Source organism: Azohydromonas aeria, from assembly GCF_009760915.1.
Taxonomy (GTDB): Bacteria; Pseudomonadota; Gammaproteobacteria; order Burkholderiales; family Burkholderiaceae_C; genus Azohydromonas; species Azohydromonas aeria.
The window spans coordinates 1-18,344 of the sequence record NZ_VIDQ01000004.1 but is presented as its reverse complement, the minus strand read 5'-3'; the positions used below and the strand labels follow the sequence as shown (position 1 = coordinate 18,344).

At 71.2% G+C, this 18,344-nt stretch carries 19 protein-coding genes; 14 read left to right on the top strand and 5 right to left on the bottom strand.

Annotated elements, in window-relative coordinates; all coding sequences use genetic code 11:
- The first annotated feature begins 72 nt into the window (after positions 1–72).
- The 4 genes from eno to FJ694_RS04045 all read left to right on the top strand — a co-directional run bounded on the left by eno (position 73) and on the right by FJ694_RS04045 (position 3,174).
- Positions 73–1,359: a phosphopyruvate hydratase gene (gene eno, locus FJ694_RS04060; RefSeq protein ID WP_157264456.1), complete on the top strand. Its 1,287-nt coding sequence runs from the start codon at positions 73–75 to the stop codon at positions 1,357–1,359.
- A gap of 82 nt (positions 1,360–1,441) precedes the next feature.
- On the top strand, positions 1,442–1,720 hold the full coding sequence (gene ftsB / locus FJ694_RS04055) for a cell division protein FtsB (protein WP_157264455.1): 279 nt from the start codon (positions 1,442–1,444) through the stop codon (positions 1,718–1,720).
- A complete protein-coding gene (gene pnuC / locus FJ694_RS04050; RefSeq protein WP_232539891.1) occupies positions 1,717–2,367 on the top strand; it encodes a nicotinamide riboside transporter PnuC in 651 nt (216 codons plus the stop codon). The genes ftsB and pnuC overlap by 4 nt, the downstream gene beginning before the upstream one ends.
- Positions 2,368–2,469: 102 nt before the next feature.
- A complete protein-coding gene (locus FJ694_RS04045; protein ID WP_157264453.1) occupies positions 2,470–3,174 on the top strand; it encodes an AAA family ATPase in 705 nt (234 codons plus the stop codon).
- 3 nt (positions 3,175–3,177) lie between these two features.
- Here the strand turns inward: FJ694_RS04045 and hslO are convergent, their stop codons facing one another.
- The gene (gene hslO / locus FJ694_RS04040; RefSeq protein ID WP_157264452.1) at positions 3,178–4,143 is read right to left on the bottom strand and encodes an Hsp33 family molecular chaperone HslO; all 966 of its coding nucleotides are present in this window, start codon (positions 4,141–4,143) and stop codon (positions 3,178–3,180) included.
- Positions 4,144–4,304: 161 nt separating this feature from the next.
- Here hslO and FJ694_RS04035 point away from each other — a divergent pair, with 161 nt between their 5' ends.
- From FJ694_RS04035 to FJ694_RS04020, 4 genes are all read left to right on the top strand, one after another.
- Positions 4,305–5,108 carry a ferritin-like domain-containing protein gene (locus tag FJ694_RS04035; RefSeq protein ID WP_157264451.1) on the top strand — a complete coding sequence of 268 codons (804 nt, stop codon included), beginning with the start codon at positions 4,305–4,307 and terminating at the stop codon, positions 5,106–5,108.
- 89 nt (positions 5,109–5,197) lie between these two features.
- Positions 5,198–6,064 carry a basic amino acid ABC transporter substrate-binding protein gene (locus FJ694_RS04030; RefSeq protein ID WP_157264450.1) on the top strand — a complete coding sequence of 289 codons (867 nt, stop codon included), beginning with the start codon at positions 5,198–5,200 and terminating at the stop codon, positions 6,062–6,064.
- Between the two features lie 13 nt (positions 6,065–6,077).
- Positions 6,078–6,830 carry an amino acid ABC transporter permease gene (locus FJ694_RS04025; protein ID WP_157264449.1) on the top strand — a complete coding sequence of 251 codons (753 nt, stop codon included), beginning with the start codon at positions 6,078–6,080 and terminating at the stop codon, positions 6,828–6,830.
- A 173-nt stretch (positions 6,831–7,003) separates the two neighbouring features.
- On the top strand, positions 7,004–8,005 hold the full coding sequence (locus tag FJ694_RS04020) for a porin (protein ID WP_157264448.1): 1,002 nt from the start codon (positions 7,004–7,006) through the stop codon (positions 8,003–8,005).
- Between the two features lie 97 nt (positions 8,006–8,102).
- Here the strand turns inward: FJ694_RS04020 and xerD are convergent, their stop codons facing one another.
- Positions 8,103–9,047, bottom strand: coding sequence for a site-specific tyrosine recombinase XerD (gene xerD, locus FJ694_RS04015; RefSeq protein ID WP_375140198.1), 945 nt, complete (start codon positions 9,045–9,047; stop codon positions 8,103–8,105).
- A 25-nt stretch (positions 9,048–9,072) separates the two neighbouring features.
- Entirely contained in the window at positions 9,073–10,053 is a 981-nt protein-coding gene (locus FJ694_RS04010) for a tripartite tricarboxylate transporter substrate binding protein BugE (RefSeq protein ID WP_157264447.1), read from the bottom strand.
- Between the two features lie 177 nt (positions 10,054–10,230).
- Here FJ694_RS04010 and FJ694_RS04005 point away from each other — a divergent pair, with 177 nt between their 5' ends.
- Both FJ694_RS04005 and fliB read left to right on the top strand, forming a co-directional pair.
- Positions 10,231–11,136 (top strand): AEC family transporter, encoded by a 906-nt coding sequence (locus FJ694_RS04005; RefSeq protein WP_157264446.1) that lies wholly within the window; start codon positions 10,231–10,233, stop codon positions 11,134–11,136.
- 142 nt (positions 11,137–11,278) lie between these two features.
- Complete coding sequence (gene fliB, locus FJ694_RS04000; protein WP_157264445.1) at positions 11,279–12,520, top strand: flagellin lysine-N-methylase; 1,242 nt, start codon at positions 11,279–11,281, stop codon at positions 12,518–12,520.
- A gap of 21 nt (positions 12,521–12,541) precedes the next feature.
- Here fliB and queG read toward each other — a convergent pair whose 3' ends face one another.
- Positions 12,542–13,651, bottom strand: a complete 1,110-nt coding sequence (queG, locus tag FJ694_RS03995; protein WP_157264444.1) for a tRNA epoxyqueuosine(34) reductase QueG — start codon at positions 13,649–13,651, stop codon at positions 12,542–12,544.
- Between queG and tsaE the strand changes: the two genes are divergently transcribed.
- The 3 genes from tsaE (at position 13,634) to FJ694_RS03980 (ending at position 16,493) form a co-directional block, all read left to right on the top strand.
- Positions 13,634–14,125 (top strand): tRNA (adenosine(37)-N6)-threonylcarbamoyltransferase complex ATPase subunit type 1 TsaE, encoded by a 492-nt coding sequence (gene tsaE, locus FJ694_RS03990; RefSeq protein ID WP_157264443.1) that lies wholly within the window; start codon positions 13,634–13,636, stop codon positions 14,123–14,125. The genes queG and tsaE overlap by 18 nt on opposite strands.
- Positions 14,122–15,543: an N-acetylmuramoyl-L-alanine amidase gene (locus FJ694_RS03985; protein WP_157264442.1), complete on the top strand. Its 1,422-nt coding sequence runs from the start codon at positions 14,122–14,124 to the stop codon at positions 15,541–15,543. Before tsaE ends, FJ694_RS03985 begins: the two co-directional genes overlap by 4 nt.
- 254 nt (positions 15,544–15,797) lie before the next feature.
- Positions 15,798–16,493, top strand: a complete 696-nt coding sequence (locus FJ694_RS03980; protein ID WP_157264441.1) for a hypothetical protein — start codon at positions 15,798–15,800, stop codon at positions 16,491–16,493.
- A 39-nt stretch (positions 16,494–16,532) separates the two neighbouring features.
- On the opposite strand, the gene FJ694_RS03975 is transcribed toward FJ694_RS03980, so the two are convergent.
- The gene (locus tag FJ694_RS03975; RefSeq protein WP_157264440.1) at positions 16,533–17,177 is read right to left on the bottom strand and encodes a DedA family protein; all 645 of its coding nucleotides are present in this window, start codon (positions 17,175–17,177) and stop codon (positions 16,533–16,535) included.
- Between the two features lie 50 nt (positions 17,178–17,227).
- On the opposite strand from FJ694_RS03975, the gene mutL reads away from it, so the two are divergent.
- Positions 17,228–18,344 (top strand): DNA mismatch repair endonuclease MutL (gene mutL, locus FJ694_RS03970; RefSeq protein ID WP_157264439.1); only part of this gene is annotated, 1,117 nt, incomplete at its 3' end.

Genomic DNA, 18,344 nt, shown 5'->3' with positions numbered 1-18,344 from the left:
CGCCGCCGGCACGCAGCCCCCCTGCGTGCGCGCGGCGCGAATCGATTCACTACCTACCGGAGAGATTGACCCATGAGTGCCATCGTCGACATCGTCGGACGCGAGATCCTGGACAGCCGCGGCAACCCCACCGTGGAATGTGACGTGCTGCTGGAGTCCGGCACCATGGGCCGCGCCGCGGTGCCGTCGGGCGCGTCCACCGGCTCGCGCGAGGCCATCGAGCTGCGCGACGGCGACAAGTCGCGCTACCTGGGCAAGGGCGTGCTCAAGGCCGTGCAGCACGTCAACACCGAGATCTCCGAGGCCGTGCTGGGCCTGGACGCCTCCGAGCAGGCCTTCCTGGACAAGACGCTGATCGACCTCGACGGCACCGACAACAAGGGCCGCCTGGGCGCCAACGCGATGCTGGCCGTCTCGATGGCCGTGGCCCGCGCCGCCGCGGAAGAGTCCGGCCTGCCGCTGTACCGCTACTTCGGCGGCATGGGCGCGGTGCAGATGCCCGTGCCGATGATGAACGTCATCAACGGCGGCGCGCACGCCAACAACAACCTCGACCTGCAGGAGCTGATGATCATCCCCGTGGGCGCGCCGTCGTTCCGCGAGTCGATCCGCTACGGCGCCGAGGTGTTCCACGCGCTCAAGAAGATCATCGACGCCAAGGGCATGAGCACGGCCGTGGGCGACGAGGGCGGCTTCGCACCGAGCGTGGAGAACCACGAGGCGGCTATCCAGCTGATCCTGGAAGCCATCGACAAGGCCGGCTACACCGCCGGCGAGCAGATCGCCATCGGCCTGGACTGCGCCGCCAGCGAGTTCTACAAGGACGGCCAGTACGTGCTCGAGGGCGAAGGCGGCCTGAAGCTGTCGGCCCCGCAGTGGACCGACATCCTGGCCACCTGGTGCGACAAGTACCCGATCGTCTCGATCGAGGACGGCATGGCCGAGGGTGACTGGGAAGGCTGGGCACACCTGACGCAGCGCCTGGGCAAGAACGTGCAGCTGGTGGGCGACGACCTGTTCGTGACCAACACCAAGATCCTGAAGGAAGGCATCGACAAGGGCATCGCCAACTCGATCCTCATCAAGATCAACCAGATCGGCACGCTCACCGAGACCTTCGCCGCCATCGAGATGGCCAAGCGCGCGGGCTACACCGCCGTGATCAGCCACCGCTCGGGCGAGACCGAGGACTCCACCATTGCCGACATCGCCGTGGCCACCAACGCCGGCCAGATCAAGACCGGCTCGATGAGCCGCAGCGACCGCATGGCCAAGTACAACCAGCTGCTGCGCATCGAGGAAGACCTGGGCGACATCGCCGTCTACCCGGGCCGCGCCGCGTTCTACAACCTGCGCTGAGAGCCCGCCGCGCCATGAGCGTCGCCCTGCCCTGCCCGCGCCTCGGCGCGGGCCGTCGCTGAAAGCTTCGGGAGCCGTTGCCATGCGACTGGTCACGCTGGTGCTGCTGGCACTGCTGGGGCTCGTGCACCACGAGCTCTGGCTGGACAAGGGCGGGGTGCAGAACGTGCGCGCGCTGCGCACGCAGCTGCAGGCTCAGGAGCAGGCCAACGCGCAGGCGCGCGCGCTCAACGAGCGCATGGCCAGCGAGGTGGCCGACCTGCGCGAGGGCCTGGAGATGGTCGAGGAGCGCGCCCGCGGCGAGCTGGGCATGCTCAAGCCCGACGAGGTGCTGGTGCAGTTGGCCCCGGTGCGGCATTGAGCGGCGGCGTGGCGCAGGCGCTGGAGTGGCTGCAGGCGGCGGCATTCACCGCCTGGGGCGTGCCCGTGTCGCGCGCGGAAAGCCTCGCCTTCGTGCTGGCGCTGTGGATGGTGCGCTGCAACCTGCGCGTCAACCCGCTGGCCTGGCCGCTGGCCATCGCCAGCAGCGCGCTGTACGCGCTGCTCTTCGCCAACAGCCGCCTCTACGGCGAGGCGCTGCTGCAGCTGGTCTTCATCGCCGCGGCGCTGTGGGGCTGGTGGCAGTGGCTGCGCGGCACGCAGGACGACGGCCGCGCGCTGCAGGTGCGCCACCTGGACCGCCAGGGCCTGCTGTGGCTGTGCGCCGTGACGCTGGCGGCCTGGCCGCTGGCGGGCTGGCTGCTCGCCCGCCTCACCGACTCCGACGTGCCCTACGCCGACGCCTTCACCACCGTGGCCAGCCTGGCCGGGCAGTGGCTGCTGGGCCGCAAGTACGTGCAGAACTGGCCGGCATGGCTGCTGGTCAACGTGGCCAGCGTGGCGCTCTTCGCTTTCAAGGGCCTGTGGCTGACGGTGCTGCTGTACGCCCTCTTCGCGCTGCTGTCGGCCGTGGGCTGGCGGCGCTGGGCGCGGCTGGCGCGCGAGCCGCGGGCGCTGGCGTCGGCTTGATTCCAGATCCAATCCAGGACTGAAGGAAATCTCGCCAGGCCTCCTACCGGCTCCGGCCGGCCGTCCTTTGTTCCACCGGCTGAAGCAGATTGGCATGAGGCCATGTCCGACGTCACCGACTCCCCCGACTCCCTGAACGTCATCGCCCTGCTGGGCGCCGAGAGCACCGGCAAGACCGCGCTGGCGCAGGCGCTGGCCGGGCGGCTCGCGCGCGACACGGGCCTGTCCGTGGCCTGGGTGCCGGAGGTGCTGCGCGAGTGGTGCGAGCGCGAGGGCCGCACGCCGCGCCCCGACGAGCAGGCCGGCATCGCGCAGGCGCAGGCCGCGCGCATCGAGGCCGCGGCCGCCGCGCACGACCTGGTGGTGGCCGACACCACGCCGCTGATGACGGCGGCCTACAGCGAATTCCTCTTCGACGACCGCTCGCTGCACGCCATGGCGGCCGATTTCCAGCGCCGCTGCGCCGCCACGCTGCTGACCGCGCTGGACCTGCCCTGGGTGGCCGACGGCCTCCAGCGCGACGGCGCGCACGTGCGCGCGCCGGTGGACCGCCTGGTGCGCGGCCTGCTGCTGGCGCACGGGCTGTCGTGGTCGGTGGTGCACGGCACGGGTGAAGCCCGGCTGGAGGCGGCGCTGGACGCGCTCTCGCCCTGGCTGCGCACCCTGCCCGCGCCGCGCGCGGGCCTGTTCACGCGGCTGCGGCAGCGCGAGGCGGCGCAACCGGCCTGGCGCTGGGCCTGCGAGGACTGCGACGACCCGCAGTGCGAGCACGCGCTGCGGGCCGCCGGCGGCCGCCCGCGGAACTGACGATCACTGCACCGCGCTGGACGACGGCGGCTGGTCGCGCTCGGGCGTGAACAGCTCGCCCACGTCCACGGCGTCGAAGTGGTAGAGCCGGCCGCAGAAGTCGCAGCCGATCTCGACCTCGCCGCGCTCGGCCACGATCGAGTCGATCTCGTCGCGCCCCAGTCCCTTGAGCATCGAGCCCACGCGCTCGCGCGAGCAGCTGCAGGCAAATTTCGGCTGCTGCGGCTCGAAGCGGCGCACGTCCTCTTCCCAGAACAGCCGGTGCAGGATGGTTTCGGCGTCCAGCGTCAGCAGCTCCTCGGGCTTCAGTGACGACGCCAGGTGCGCGATGCGGTTGAAGCCCTCGGCCAGCACCTCGGCCTCGGCCTGCTTCTCCTTGCTCTCCAGGTTGCCCAGCCCCTCCACGGGCAGGCGCTGGATCAGCAGCCCCGCGGCGACCTCGTCGTTGGCCGCCAGCACCAGCCGCGTGTCGAGCTGCTCGGACTGGCGCATGTACTGCTCCAGCACCGCGCCGATGCTTTGCAGCGCGTGGAACTCCTCGCCCATGGCGGAGAGCGGCACCACGCCCTGGTAGGGCTGCTGACCGGGCTGGCGGTCGCGCGGGTCGAGCGTGATGGCGCAGCGGCCGCGGTTGTGCACGTTGAGCATGGCTTCCAGCCCGGCGTCCTCGGCCACCTCGCCCACGACCTTGGCCGTGGCGCGGAAGTGCAGCTCCGGCTGCACCTCGACCACGGCCATCTTGACCGGGCCGTCGCCGAAGATCTGCATGACCAGCGCGCCGTTGAACTTGATGTTGGACTGCATCAGCACGGCCGCGGCCGTCATCTGGCCCAGCAGCTGGCGCACCGGCGCGGGATAGCCGCCGCTGGCCTCGCGGCGCTGCAGCACCTCGCGCCAGCTGTCGGTGAGCCGCACCAGCATGCCGCGCACGGGCAGGCCTTCGAACAGGAATTTGTGCAGATCGCTCATGGTGTTGTGTTGTATGGGGTGCGTCGAGGCGAACCGATAATTCTAGGAGCCGCCCACGTCCTCGCCCCGTGGGCAAGACATGCGCCCGGCCGTGGCGCCCGGGCCGGACGGCGCGGCCGCCGCGCCGCGTTGCCGCTTCACCACCGCATCCCCCACCGCCCATGACTTCCCCGCCCTGCCTGCGCCAGGCCGCGCTGCGCGCCCTGTGCGAGCACGATCCCGCCGCCAAGTCGGCCCTGGCCACCGCGCTGCACGAAGGTTTCGACGGCTTCGCGCTCGACCCCGAGGCGCGGCTGGAGGAGCCGCCGGCGCTGCCCGGGCGGCCCGACCTGCCGCGGCTGGTCGATCCGAAGCAGGTGCCGATGCGCTCGCCCTTCACGCCGGCCGGGCGCGCGGCGCTGCTGCACGCGGTGGCGCACATCGAGTTCAACGCCATCAACCTGGCGCTGGACGCGGTGTGGCGCTTCGCCGGCATGCCGCCGGCCTTCTATCGCGACTGGGCCCGCGTGGCGGCCGAGGAGGCGCTGCACTTCGGCCTGGTGCGCGCGCACCTGCAAGGCCTGGGCCACGACTACGGCGACTTCGACGCCCACGACGGCCTGTGGCTGATGACGCAGCGCACGGCCGGCGACGTGCTCGCGCGCATGGCCTTGGTGCCGCGCACGCTGGAGGCGAGAGGCCTCGATGCCACGCCGCCGATGCAGGAGAAATTCCGGCGCGCCGGCGACGCGCGCGCGGTGGAGATCCTGGCCGTGATCCTGCGCGACGAGGTCGGCCACGTCGCGGTGGGCAACCGCTGGTACCGCTGGCTGTGCGCGCAGCGCGGGCTGGACCCGATCGCGCTCTATCCCGAGCTCACCGAGCGCTACCAGGCGCCGCGCCCGCGCCCGCCCTTCAACCACGCCGCGCGGCTGGCGGCCGAGTTCACGCAGGCCGAACTGTTGGCCCTCGAACAACAGGGTTGACACAGGTTGGAAAAGCGGGGAGTCGGCGGGCATACACTCCCCGGCTTCTGAAAATCCCCGTCCGGGATTGCGCCCCGGACCCTCACGCCATGTCCAAGCTCCTGTCCTCGCGCCGCGTGTTCCTCAACGCCGGGCTGGTCGGCGCCGCGCTGCTGCTGGGCGGCTGCGGCAAGCAGGAAACCGCCGCCCCCACGGGCGCGGCCTCCGCGCCCACCGCCGCCGCGGCCTCCGCGCCGCCGGCCAAGGTCTACGTGGTCGGCACCGACGCCGCCTACGCGCCCTTCGAGTCGCAGAACGAGAAGGGCGAGATCGTCGGCTTCGACATCGACATCGTCAGCGCCATCGCCGCCAAGGCCGGCGTGCAGGTCAAGTTCGTCAACACGCCCTGGGAAGGCATCTTCAACGCCGTGGCGCAGGGCGACCGCGACTTCCTGGTGTCGGCCATCACCATCACCGACGAGCGCAAGCAGACGATGGACTTCACGGCGCCCTACTTCGACGCGGTGCAGCTCATCGCCGTCAGGAAGGACTCCAAGGTCGGCAAGTTCGAAGACCTCAAGGCGCTGCGGGTGGGCGTGCAGACCGGCACCACCGGCGACGAGGTCGTGACCAAGCTGCTGGGCAAGAACAGCACGGCCATCAAGCGCTTCGAGTCCACGCCGCTGGCGCTCAAGGAGCTGGAATCCGGCGGCGTCGATGCCGTGGTGGCCGACAACGGCGTGGTCATCCACTACGTGGCCAACAACGCCGGCGTGGGCTTCAAGACCGTGAGCGACCCGAGCTTCCCGTCCGAGCAGTACGGCATCGCCGTGCGCAAGGGCAACACCGCGGTGCTGGACATGCTCAACCAGGGCCTGTCGGGCATCCGCGCCGACGGCACCTACGACCGCATCTACGCCAAGTACTTCGGCAGCGCCCCGGGCGCGGCCGCCCCGGCCTCGGCCGCCTCCCGTTAAGGCTGCAGCGGTAGTGAACCTGCGTTGGGAAATCCTGGCGGGCTACGGCCCGCTTTTCGCCGCCGGGCTGTGGATGACGGTGAAGCTGGCCCTGGTGGCGGTGCTCGCCGGGCTGGTGCTGGGCGCGCTGCTGGGGCTGGTGAGCTCTTCCGCCGACGCGCCCGAGCCCAAGACGCCGCTGCTGCGCTGGCTGCTCAAGTTCGCGCGCTGGGTCACGGTCGGCTACGTGACCTTCTTCCGCGGCACGCCGCTGTTCGTGCAGATCCTGCTGGTGCACTTCGCGCTCATGCCCACGCTCATCCACCCGGAAACGGGCTGGCTGCTCACGGGCGAGGCCGCGCGCAGCTTCCGCCAGGAGCACGGCGCGTTCTTCTCCGGCGCGCTGGCGCTCACGCTCAATGCCGGCGCCTACATCAGCGAGATCTTCCGCGCCGGCATCCAGAGCATCCACCGCGGCCAGACCCAGGCCGCCTACAGCCTGGGCCTGACGCACGCGCAGGCCATGCGCGAGGTGATCCTGCCCCAGGCCTTCCGGCGCATGGTGCCGGCGCTGGTCAACGAGGGCGTCACGCTGATCAAGGACTCGTCGCTGGTCTCGGCCATCGGCCTGGCCGAGCTGGCCCTGGCCGCGCGCACGGTGGCGGGCGCCTACTCGCGCTACTGGGAGCCCTACCTCGCCATCTCGGTGCTGTACCTGGTGCTCACGCTGCTGCTGTCCACGCTGGCCAAGCGGCTGGAGGCACCCGCGCACCTGCGCGGGCGCTGAACGGCGAAATGGTTGCGCGGGCACCGGCTGCCCGCGCCGCCTCATCACTGTTGCGTGGAAGTCACAAAACGGTCCAAGTTCGTCCCAGGTCACGGGTTTCGGGCATGCCGCTTCATAGAATCTTGACCATCGGGTACGCAAAAACCCCGATGTTCAAACAAAAGGATTCTTCGATGAAGCGCACTCTGATTGCTGCCGCCGCCATCCTGGCCGCCGGTGGTGCTTTCGCCCAAAGCTCGGTCCAGCTGTACGGCCGCGTGAACACGTCCGTCGAGCGCCAGAAGGCCGGCGACGTCTCCACGACCGTGATGCAGAACAACAGCTCGCGCTGGGGCCTGCGCGGTTCGGAAGACCTGGGCAGCGGCCTGAAGGCCCTGTTCGTGCTGGAAAGCGGCTTCGCCTCCGACACGGGCACCCAGAGCCAGACCGGTGCCATCTTCGGCCGCGAGTCGTGGGTCGGCGTGGAAGGCAACTTCGGCCGCGTGCGCCTGGGCAACATGGGCGCCACCGCCGCGTACTACGCGACGGCTGACTACATCAGCATGCACAACCACGATACGGGCACGTCCTCCGACGCGCTCTACCTGTATCCCGGCTTCAAGCAGAACACCATCTCCTACAACACGCCCAGCTTCGGCGGCCTGGTGCTGGAAGCCCAGTTCGGCCTGAAGGAAACCGGCGAGAAGAACACCGCCCAGCTGGTTGCCAATTTCGACCGCGGCCCGCTGCATCTGGGTGCCAGCTACCTGCAAGGCCCGACCACGATTGACGGCGTGACTTTCAACGACGGCAAGGAAATCGGCCTGCGCGCACTGTACGAGCTGGGCCCCGTGACGATCGGTGCCTATGCCATCCGCAACGACCTGGACGAGGCCGTGGGCGGTGGTGCCGATGCCAAGCGCAACGCCTACCGCGTGTCTGCCATGTACACGATCGGCGCCAGCGAAATCCACGCCAACGTGGGCTACGCCGACAAGGTCAAGGTCGGTGGTACGAAGATCGACGACAGCGACGCCATGCAGTACACCCTGGCCTACAACTACAACCTGAGCAAGCGCACCAAGGTCTACGCGTTCTGGACCAAGGTGAACAACAAGGCCAACTCCAACTACTTCACCGGCGTGGACAACTCGGACTTCTCCTCCGTCGCCCTGGGCGTGCGCCACAACTTCTGATGACCGCGGCCTGCGGGCCGCTGTCTTCTGAAAGCGAAAAGGCCGGTCGAAAGACCGGCCTTTTTTCATGGGCGGTTGCCGCCGCAACCGGAACCGCTCAAGCCCGCGGATGGTGCGCCGCGTGCAGCGCGCGCAGCCGCTCGCGCGCCACGTGGGTGTAGATGGTGGTGGTGGAGATGTCGGCGTGGCCCAGCAGCAGCTGCACCGCGCGCAGGTCCGCCCCGTGGTTGAGCAGGTGCGTGGCAAAGGCGTGGCGCAGCGTGTGCGGCGACAGCGGCGCGTCGATGCCCGCGGCGCGCGCGTGCTTCTTCACCAGCTGCCAGAACATCTGCCGCGTCATGGCCTCGCCGCGCACGGTCACGAACAGGGCGTCGCTCTGGCGCGCGCCCAGGATCGCGCCGCGCGCCTCGGCCAGGTAGCGCCGCAGCCAGCCGTGCGCCTCCTCGCCGAAGGGCACCAGCCGCTCCTTGGCGCCCTTGCCGGTGACGCGCAGCACGCCCTCGGCCAGGCCCACCGAGAGCATCGACAGCCCGACCAGCTCGCTCACGCGCAAGCCGCTGGCGTACATCAGCTCCAGCATGGCGCGGTCGCGCAGGCCCAGCGGCTCCTCCACCGGCGGCGCGCCCAGCAGCGCCTCGACCTGCGCTTCCGAGAGCGACTTGGGCACGCGCATGGGCTGGCGCGCCGACAGCAGCTTCAATGTCGGGTCCTGCGTGAGCCGGTGCTCGCGCAACGCCCAGCGGAAGTAGCGCTTGAACACCGTCAGCCGCCGGTTGGCGGTGGTGGCGCGCGTGTCGGCATGGCGCGCGGCCATGTAGCCGCGCAGGTCGGCCTCGGTGGTCGCGTCCAGCGCGCGGCCGGCCTCGGCGGCGAGCCAGTCGGTGTAGAGCGCCAGGTCGCGCCGGTAGGCCGCGAGCGTGTTGGCCGACAGGCCGTCCTCGATCCACAGCGCCTGCGCGAAGCGCTCGATGGCATGGCGGCTGGCCGCACGCGCGGCCTCCACCTGCGCCTCGGGAAGGGAAGGCGCGGCCGCGTCGGCCACGCCGGGTACTGCTGCGGCGCTCACTTCACTCCAGGCGCAGGTTCTGGCGCGCGACCACGCCCTTGTAGACCTCGAACTCGGCGCGGATCTGCTCGGCGAACTGCTCGGGCGTGTTGCCCACGACCAGCGAGCCGGTGTCCTCGATGCGCTTCCTCACGGCCGGGTCGGCCAGTGCCTGCTTCGCCGCGGCATGGACCTTGTCCACGATGTCCCTGGGCAGGTTCTTCGGCCCGACGATGCCGTAGTAGGCCATGCGGTTGACCGGCTCCAGGCCGACTTCCTTGAAGGTCGGCACGTTGGGCAGGATGGCCAGGCGCTGCGGAGCCGCCACCACGATGGGCACGAGCTTGCCTTCCCTCACGAAGGGCAGCGCCGAGGGCATGTTGTCGAACATGATCAGCACCTGCCCCGCCACCGTGTCGTTGAGCGCGGGGCCGGCGCCGCGGTACGGTATGTGGGTGATGAAGACGCCCGTGAGGCTCTTCCACAGCTCGGTCTGCAGGTGGCCGATGCCGCCGGTGCCGGAGCTGGAGTAGCTGAACTTGCCCGGGCTCTTCTTGAGCACGTCGAGGAAGTCCGCATAGTTCTTCGCCGGGAAGCTCGGGTGCACCGCGATCAGGTTGGGCGTGGCCGCGAGGTTGGTGATGGGCGTGAAGTCGGCCAGCGGGTTGTAGCCGGTGCGCGGGTTGATGGCCGGGTTGGCCGCCGTGGTGGAGACGGTGGCGATGCCCAGCGTGTAGCCGTCGGGCGCCGCGCGCACCAGCTCCTGCGCGCCGACGATGCCGCCGCCGCCGGCCTTGTTCTCGACCACGACGGTGGCGCCCAGCGCCGCGCCGAGCTTGTCGGAGACGGTGCGCGCGACGATGTCGGTGGTGCCGCCCGGCGCGAAGGGCACGACCAGCCGCACGGGCTTCACCGGATAAGCCTGCTGCGCCGCCACCGTGGCCGGGCCGGCCGCGGCCAGCCCCAGCAGCGCGCCCAGCAGGCGCAGACGTGTTCTGTTCATCACTGCGTTGTCTCCGTCTCATCGTTGGGCCGGACCGCCCGGCGCCCGGGCCATTGTGGCCGATGGTTACCGGTGCCCGGCCGGCGCAGCGGGCCGTCCCGCATCGCGGGCCGGCACGTGGCGCGCAAGCGGCCATCGGCCCTGCCGGTGAAAGGCCGCGCGCGCACACTCCCGGCGATGAACGAGGCCCTGCTGCTGCTCCCCGATTTCCTGCTGATCGCCACGGGCTTCCTGATCTGCCGCTACACGGCGCTCAACCGCCCGGTGTGGGAGGCGACCGAGCGGCTGGTGTACTACCTGTTGTTCCCGGTGCTGCTGTTCAACGCCATCGTGCGCAACCCGCTGCAGCCCGGCGCGATGCTGTCCCTCGTGTTCAGCGGCCTGGCGGTGGTGGGCTGCGGCATCGTGCTGGCCTACGCGCTGGGCCTGCTGCGCGGCGTGGACCGCGTCGCGCACGCCTCGGGCGCGCAGACGGCCTTCCGCTTCAACTCCTACATCGGGCTGGCGCTGGCCGAGCGGCTGGGCGGCGCGCCGGCGGTGGCGGCCATCGCGCTGGTGATCGCGTTTTGCGTGCCGCTGTGCAACGTGGCGGCGGTGTGGCCGCTGGCGCGCCACGGCGGGCAGCACTTCGGGCGCGAGCTGCTGCGCAACCCGCTGATCCTGAGCACCGTGGCCGGCCTGGCCGGCAACCTCATCGGGCTGAAGTTCCCGGATGCCGTGGCCGTGACGCTGCACCGCGTCGGCACGGCCGCGCTGCCGCTGGGCCTGATGGCCGTGGGCGCCGGGCTGCAGCTGGGCGCGCTGCGCGAGGCGCCGCGGCTGGCCACGGCCCTCCTCTCGATCCGCCACGCCGTGCTGCCGCTCTTCGCGCTGGCACTGGTGCAGCTCATGGGCCTGCCGCCGGTGCAGCAGCTCGTCGTGGTGGCCTTCGCCGCACTGCCCACGGCCTCGACCTGCTACGTGCTCGCGGCGCGGCTGGGCGGGCACCCGGGCTTCGTCGCGGGACTGGTGACCGTCTCCACCCTGCTCGGCATGGTCAGCGTGCCGCTGGCGCTGTGGATGCTGGCGCGGCTGCAGGGCTGAAGCGCCGGCCCGCGACCGCTGGCGCCGCATGAAAGCGCGGTACAAAGTCACGGCCACCCTGGCCGGTGAACCTGTGCCGCTCCAGGAAAGGAGCCGAAAACCATCCAGGCTCGTTCAGCCCAACTGCTGAAGCCTTCCTTGCATGAGCGAACTCCATCCCGAACGCACCATCCAGGCACTGAGGCCCCGTTACGTCAGCCGCTTCAGCTGCATCGGCGCCGAATGCGAAGACAGCTGTTGCAAGGACTGGGTCATCACCGTTGACAGGACAACCCTCGACGCCTGGCAGCAGCTCGAAGATGCAGGACTGCGCCACCGCCTTGCCGCACACCTGCAGCAGCGGACGGCTCCCGCCGGCGAGGCCAGCCCCGCGAGCATTCGGCTCCACCCCGACACCCAGGCATGCCCGCTCCTGGAAAACCACCTGTGCTGCGTCCAGAAGTCGCTGGGCGCCACTTACCTTTCCAACACCTGCCATGCCTATCCGCGCGTTTCCAGGCTGTTCGCGGGCCAGCATGAGCAGGCGCTGACGCTGTCCTGCCCGGAAGCCGCGCGGCAGGCCTTGCTCGCGGCGGATGCCTTCGAATTCGTGGAGGAGCCGGCCACGCTGCGGACGGAGGTCCTGGAACAGCCCGGCGCCAGGCACGGCCTGCCGGTCGAGCTGATGAGCGAGATCCGCATCTACTGCATCCAGCTGATGCAGACCCAGGGCCTGGAGCTGTGGCAGAAGCTGGCGGTCCTCGGCGGATTCTGCGAGGCCCTGAGCTGCAGCCTGGCGCAAGGCGGCCAGGCCGACGTGCCGGCCCTGCTGAAAAGTTACGTCCTCATCGTCGAGAACGGCCTCGTCGGCGAGGCACTCGGGCAGCTGCAGCCCGACCATGCCGTCCAGGCCCGGACGTCATGGCTGCTGTGGCAGAACACGGTCCAGGACAGGGTGCCCGCTGCGCAGCGGGCGTCCTTTCATTTCGTCTTGCAGGGCCTGGGCGCCGGCCAGGCAACAGCGGACATCGGCCCGCAGCAGCTCATTGAGCATTACGGTCGCGGCATCGGCCGCCTGGACCAGGCCATGGCGGCGGCGGCCCCGGGGTTACTGCAGCACTACGTGCTCAACGAGCTGTTCCGCGAGCTGTTTCCTTTCAACGGGGCATCGCCTTACCAGCATTACCTGGTGCTGATCTTCCGCTTCACCCTGCTGCGCCTGGTGCTGGCCGCCCGCTGCAACGCCGGCGAAGAGCTGCCGGACGGCAAGGCCCTGGCCAGGGCCGTGCAACTGTTCTGCAGGCATTTCCAGCACGACGGCATCTTCACGCAGCAGATGGGCCAGGTCCTGGCCAACCACGGCTGGAACCGGCTGGAGAACGTGTACCGGCTGTTGAGAGCCTAGCCGCCGCGCGCGGTGACGGCGTCACGGCGTCACGGCCGCGGGCGGCAGCGCCCAGTCGATGTGCCTGCGCACCAGCTCCGAAGCGCTCTCGCGCCGGCCCTGCAGTGCCGCCGCCACCGCCCGCGCGTCGCCCTCCTCCAGCCCCGCGCGCAGCGCGTTGCCCAGCGCCACCGCGAGGTTGCGCTGCCAACGGTCGAAGCCGATGCGCCGGATCGGGCTGCCCTCGGTGCGCGACAGGAACTCCGCCTCGCCCCAGCCCCACAGCGCCAGCAGCGTGGGCGCCTCGAAATGCGGGCGCACGTCGAAGTCGGGCAGCGTCGCGCGCTGCGCGAACTTGTTCCACGGGCAGGCCAGCTGGCAGTCGTCGCAGCCGTAGATGCGGTTGCCCAGCAGCGGCCGCATTTCTTCGGGAATCGGACCGTCGTGCTCGATGGTCAGGTACGAGATGCAGCGCCGCGCGTCGAGCCGGTACGGCGCGACGATGGCGCCCGTGGGACACGCGTCCAGGCACGCGGTGCAGGCGCCGCAGTGAGCTTGCGCCGGCTCGCTTTCGGGCAGTGCGAGGTCAATGAAGATCTCGCCCAGGAAGAAGGTGGAGCCCGCGTCGCGCGCGAGCGTGAGCGTGTGGCGCCCGCGCCAGCCCAGGCCGCTGCGCGTGGCCAGCTCGACCTCCAGCACCGGCGCGGAGTCGGTGAAGACGCGGTGGCCGAAGGGGCCCACCGCCGCCGCCACGCGATCAGCCAGCTTCTGCAGCCGCGCGCGCAGCACCTTGTGGTAGTCGCGGCCGCGGGCGTAGAGCGACACGCCGGCGTCGAGCGGGCGCTGCAGGCGCTCGAACTCGATGCGCTGCCAACCATCGGGGGCCGTGCGCGGCAGGTAGTCCATGCGCGCCGTGATCACGCTGACGGTGCCGGGCACCAGCTCCGCGGGCCGCGCGCGCTTCATGCCGTGCGCAGCCATGTAGTGCATCGAGCCGTGGAAGCCGGCCGCCAGCCAGGCCTGCAGGCCCGGCTCGGCCTGCGCCAGGTCGACGCCGCTGATGCCGATCTGGGAAAATCCCAGGTCGCGCGCCCAGCCGCGCAGCTGCTCCAGCTCCAGCAACGCGAGCGCTTCATGACCCTGCAAACCCATCCCCAGATTCTAGGCAGCCGCCTCATCCACTGGCCGGACGAGGCCGATACCGAGGCCTGCGCCCGGCGCCTGGCCGCGTCGGCCGCGCTGCGCGACGCCTTCGTCGAGCTGCACGGCCCGCTCGGCGCGGGCAAGACCACCTTCGTGCGCCACCTGCTGCGCGCCCTGGGCGTGGCCGGGCGCATCAAGAGCCCGAGCTACGCCGTGCTGGAGCCGCACGAGGCGCGCGGGCTGGCCATCTCGCATTTCGACTTCTACCGCTTCGAGGACCCGCGCGAGTGGGAGGACGCGGGCTTTCGCGACGTCTTCGCCGCGCCGGGGCTCAAGATCGCCGAGTGGCCCGACAAGGCCGCGGGCGTGCTGCCGGTGGCGGACCTGGTGCTGGCGTTGCGCATCCGCGACGACGACTCGCGCGAAGTGCAGGTGCAGGCGCAAAGTGCGCGCGGTCTGGAACTGCTGGAGGAACTGGCATGAGCCTTGGGCCAAGCTGCCGCCCTCACCCCGGGCCGGGCATCGCCCGGCGTGACTTGTTGAAACGCGGCGGCGCGCTGGCGCTGCTGCTGGGCGGCGCGGAGCTGGCCTGGGGCGCGGGCATCGTCGCCGTGCGGGTGTGGCCGGCCGACGAGTACACGCGCGTGACGATCGAGAGCGACCGGGCGCTGGCCGCGCGCCACCAGCTCATGGAAGGCCCCGACCGGCTCGTGATCGACATCGACGGCCTGGAGCTCAGCCCCGAGCTGCGCGAGCTGGTGGGCAAGGTGCGCGCCGACGACCCCTTCATCGCCGGCGTGCGCGTGGGCCAGAACCAGCCGCGCACGGTGCGGCTGGTGGTGGACCTGAAGCAGGCCACCGCCCCGCAGCAGTTCCGCCTGGAGCCGGTGGCGGCCTACCAGCACCGGCTGGTGTTCGACCTGCACCCGGTCAGGGCGCCGGACCCGCTGCTGGCGCTGCTGCGCGAGAAGACGCAGGCCGAGGAGCAGGCCGCGCGCGCGGTGCAGGACGCGCTGGGCGAGTTCATCGGCCGCATGGAGCGCCCGGGCATCCCGGCCGCGCCGCCGGTGGCCGCGGCGCCGAAGCCCGCCGCGCCGGCCCGTCCGGCCGCGCCGCCGGCTGCCGTGGCGCAGGCGCCGATGACGCCCGCGCCGCCGCCGCCGCCCACGGCCGAGCAGCTGCGCAAGATCGACCGGCTCATCGTCATCGCCCTGGACCCCGGCCACGGCGGTGAGGACCCGGGCGCCATCGGCCCCAGCGGGCTCAAGGAGAAGGACGTGGTGCTGGCCGTGGCGCTGCAGCTGCGCGACCGGCTCAACGCCGTGCCCGGCATGCGCGTGATGCTCACGCGCGACGACGACTACTTCGTACCGCTGGGCGAGCGCGTGCAGAAGGCGCGCCGGGTGCGGGCCGACCTGTTCGTCTCGATCCATGCCGACGCCTTCATGCGGCCCGAGGCGCGCGGCGCCAGCGTGTTCGCGCTCAGCGACAAGGGCGCGTCCAGCGCCGCGGCGCGCTGGATGGCGCAGCGCGAGAACGCCTCGGACCTGGTCGGCGGCGCCAACTTCAGGCACGGCGACGCGCACGTGATGCGCGCGCTGCTGGACATGAGCACGTCCAAGCAGATCGAGGACAGCATGAAGCTCGGCAGCGAGGTGCTGGGCCAGATCGGCAAGGTCGGCAAGCTGCACAAGCGCAACGTCGAGCAGGCAGGCTTCGCGGTGCTCAAGGCGCCCGACATCCCGAGCATCCTGGTGGAGACGGCCTTCATCTCCAACCCGGAAGAGGAGCGCAAGCTCGCCAGCGAGGAGTACCGCGCCGAGCTGGTCAAGGCGCTGACCACGGGCATCCGGCGCTACTTCGCCAAGAACCCGCCGCTGGCGCGCAACCGGGCGCTGTGAGGCCCGCGGCGGCGCGCACCCGTCGCGGGCGCGGGCGCGGCACCGTGCAGAAGTACCGCGCGCCGCGGCGGCGGCAGACCCCGCCGGCCGGGCAGGCCCGCTCCGCGCCGTAACATGAAGGGTTCCGCAGTGCGACCGCGCACGCCGCCCGTCCCTGCCGCCCGGCACAGGCCGCGCGCCGGCCCACCGGCCTCCGGCGCGGGTGGCATTCCCCGACACCGCCGCGCGGCACCGCCGGCCGCTCCCCCTTCGCCATGAAGCACCTTCCCCTTCCCGCCGTGCGCAAGCCGGCCCTGATCGCCCGTCCCCATGCCGCATTCGGGCTGCTCCTGGCGGCCGTGGCCCTGGCGCTGGCCGTGTGGATGCTGCTGCCGCCGGCGCAGGCGTTCGCCCTGCTCGCCGAGGGCGCGCCAATCGAGCTCGGCACGGCGGCGCTGTACTTCCTGCTGGTGCCGGCGGTGTGGGCCGCGCGCCAGCCCCGGGACGAGACCCGGGTGCTGGTGCTGCTGTCCGTCGCGTTCCTCGTCTTCGGCGCCCGCGAGCTGGACCTGCACAAGGCGTGGACCGGGATGAGCGTGCTCAAGGTCAGCTTCTACCTGCACGGCGCGCCGCTGCACCAGAAGCTCGTGGCCGCGCCGCTGGCGCTGGGCGCCGTGGCCACCCTCGGCTACCTGCTGCTGCGCTTCTGGCGCCCGGTGTTGCGGCGCGCGGTGCGGCGCGATCCCGTGGCGCTGACCATCGCCTGCTTCTGCTTCACCATGGCGGTGTCCAAGGTGTTCGACCGCATGGTCAACATCGCAATCGACGACTTCGGCATGTCCGTGCCGGTCACCGTGGACGTGCTGGTGTCGGCGCTGGAGGAGATCATGGAGCTGAGCCTGCCGCTGATGGCCCTGCTGGGGCTGGCGCAGCACCGCCTGCAGCCGGGCGCGGGGCCCTCCTTCCGCTGAGGCCGCCGGGCCGCGCCGGCCCGCGGCCGGGTGCCCGGTTCAGGCCGCCTCGGCCCGCCGCGCCTTCCACGCGCCGAACAGCGCCAGCGCGCCGGGCACGAGGATCAGGGCGTAGATGATCACGTTCAGGTTGGCCTGGACCCAGGGGATGTTGCCGAAGAGGTAGCCCGCCAGCGTCAGCGAGCCGACCCAGATGGCGGCGCCGGTGACGTTGAAGAACGTGAACTTGCCGCGGGTCATTGCCGCCACGCCGGCCACGAAGGGCACGAAGGTGCGCACGAACGGCATGAAGCGCGCCAGCACGATGGTGATGCCGCCGTGCTTCTCGTAGAAGGCATGCGCCTGGTCGAAGGCGCGCTTGTTGAAGAAGCGCGAGTCCTCCCAGCGGAACACGCGCGGGCCGAACCAGCGCCCGACGCTGTAGTTGACCTGGTCGCCCAGGATCGCCGCCACGAACAGCAGCGTCATGGCCAGCGGCAGGCTCATCAGCCCCAGACCGCACAGCGCGCCCACCACGAACAGCAGCGAGTCCCCGGGCAGGAAGGGCATCACCACCACGCCCGTCTCCACGAAGACGATCGCGAAGAGCAGCGCGTACACCCACGCGCCATAGGCCTGCACGAAAGCCATCAGGTGCTTGTCGACGTGCAGGATGAAATCGATGAGGTGGGCGAACATTTCCATGGGCGCGCATTATCCGGGTTGACCCTGTGCCGGTTTCTACAATCCCATTGATGACTGCCCCCCTCAAGGCGATGACGCGCCGCCCGATCCGTGAATTGCCTGACGCTTTGGTGAGCCAGATCGCCGCCGGCGAGGTGGTGGAGCGCCCGGCCTCGGTGGTGCGCGAGCTGGTGGACAACGCGCTGGACGCCGGCGCCTCGCAGGTCACGGTGCGGCTGACCGGCGGCGGGCTGCGCGCCATCGTGGTCGAGGACGACGGCTGCGGCATCCCGGCCGCGCAGCTGGCGCTGGCCGTCAAGCGCCACGCCACCAGCAAGATCGCCTCGCTGACCGAGTTGGAGCAGGTGCGCAGCATGGGCTTTCGCGGCGAGGCGCTGGCGGCCATCGCCTCGGTGGCGGAGCTGTGCATCGCCAGCCGCCCGGCCGAAGGCGCGCACGCGCAGCGGCTCGACGCGCGCACCGGCGAGCTCAGCCCGGCCGCGCGCGGCGTGGGCACCACCGTCGAGGTGCGCGAGCTGTTCTTCAACACGCCCGCGCGCCGGAAGTTCCTCAAGAGCGAGGGCACCGAGTTCGCGCACGCGCTGGACGCCGTGCGCCGCCACGCGCTGGCGCGGCCGGACGTGGGCTTCTCTGTCTGGCACGACGGCAAGCTCGCCGCGCAGTGGCGCGCCGCCGGCGCCGGGCTGCTGCCCGAGGACAGTGCGCTGACGCAGCGCATGCGCGAGGTGCTGGGCATCGACTTCATCGCCGCCAGCCGCGGCGTGCAGGCCGCCATGGGGCCGCTGCGCATCGAGGGCCGCGCCGGCAGCCCCGAGGCCGCGCGCGCGCGCGCCGACGTGCAGTACCTCTACGTCAACGGCCGCTTCGTGCGCGACCGGCTCATCGCCCACGCGGTGCGCTCGGCCTACGAGGACCAGCTCCACGGCAGCCGCCAGCCGGCCTACGTGCTGTTCCTGGACATCGCGCCGGAGCTGGTGGACGTGAACGTGCACCCGACCAAGATCGAGGTGCGCTTCCGCGACAGCCGCGCCGTGCACCAGGCGGTGCGCCAGTCGCTGGTGCAGGCGCTGGCGCTGACGCGCGCGGCCGAGACGGCGCCGCTGGAGGCGGCGTCCTGGCCCGCGGCGTCGGCCGGCGGTGCCGCGGCGCCAGCCGCGCCGGCCGCCG

Excerpts from the sequence above, each read along its gene's own strand:
- tsaE (WP_157264443.1), top strand. The coding sequence starts at position 13,634 with ATGACCCTGCAAACCCATCCCCAGATTCTAGGCAGCCGCCTCATCCAC.
- fliB (WP_157264445.1), top strand. The coding sequence starts at position 11,279 with ATGAGCGAACTCCATCCCGAACGCACCATCCAGGCACTGAGGCCCCGT.
- FJ694_RS04030 (WP_157264450.1), top strand. The coding sequence starts at position 5,198 with ATGTCCAAGCTCCTGTCCTCGCGCCGCGTGTTCCTCAACGCCGGGCTG.
- queG (WP_157264444.1), bottom strand. The coding sequence starts at position 13,651 with ATGGGTTTGCAGGGTCATGAAGCGCTCGCGTTGCTGGAGCTGGAGCAG.
- FJ694_RS04005 (WP_157264446.1), top strand. The coding sequence starts at position 10,231 with ATGAACGAGGCCCTGCTGCTGCTCCCCGATTTCCTGCTGATCGCCACG.
- FJ694_RS04010 (WP_157264447.1), bottom strand. The coding sequence starts at position 10,053 with ATGAACAGAACACGTCTGCGCCTGCTGGGCGCGCTGCTGGGGCTGGCC.
- ftsB (WP_157264455.1), top strand. The coding sequence starts at position 1,442 with ATGCGACTGGTCACGCTGGTGCTGCTGGCACTGCTGGGGCTCGTGCAC.
- FJ694_RS04045 (WP_157264453.1), top strand. The coding sequence starts at position 2,470 with ATGTCCGACGTCACCGACTCCCCCGACTCCCTGAACGTCATCGCCCTG.
- hslO (WP_157264452.1), bottom strand. The coding sequence starts at position 4,143 with ATGAGCGATCTGCACAAATTCCTGTTCGAAGGCCTGCCCGTGCGCGGC.
- eno (WP_157264456.1), top strand. The coding sequence starts at position 73 with ATGAGTGCCATCGTCGACATCGTCGGACGCGAGATCCTGGACAGCCGC.
- FJ694_RS03975 (WP_157264440.1), bottom strand. The coding sequence starts at position 17,177 with ATGGAAATGTTCGCCCACCTCATCGATTTCATCCTGCACGTCGACAAG.
- FJ694_RS04035 (WP_157264451.1), top strand. The coding sequence starts at position 4,305 with ATGACTTCCCCGCCCTGCCTGCGCCAGGCCGCGCTGCGCGCCCTGTGC.
- FJ694_RS04020 (WP_157264448.1), top strand. The coding sequence starts at position 7,004 with ATGAAGCGCACTCTGATTGCTGCCGCCGCCATCCTGGCCGCCGGTGGT.
- FJ694_RS03985 (WP_157264442.1), top strand. The coding sequence starts at position 14,122 with ATGAGCCTTGGGCCAAGCTGCCGCCCTCACCCCGGGCCGGGCATCGCC.
- FJ694_RS03980 (WP_157264441.1), top strand. The coding sequence starts at position 15,798 with ATGAAGCACCTTCCCCTTCCCGCCGTGCGCAAGCCGGCCCTGATCGCC.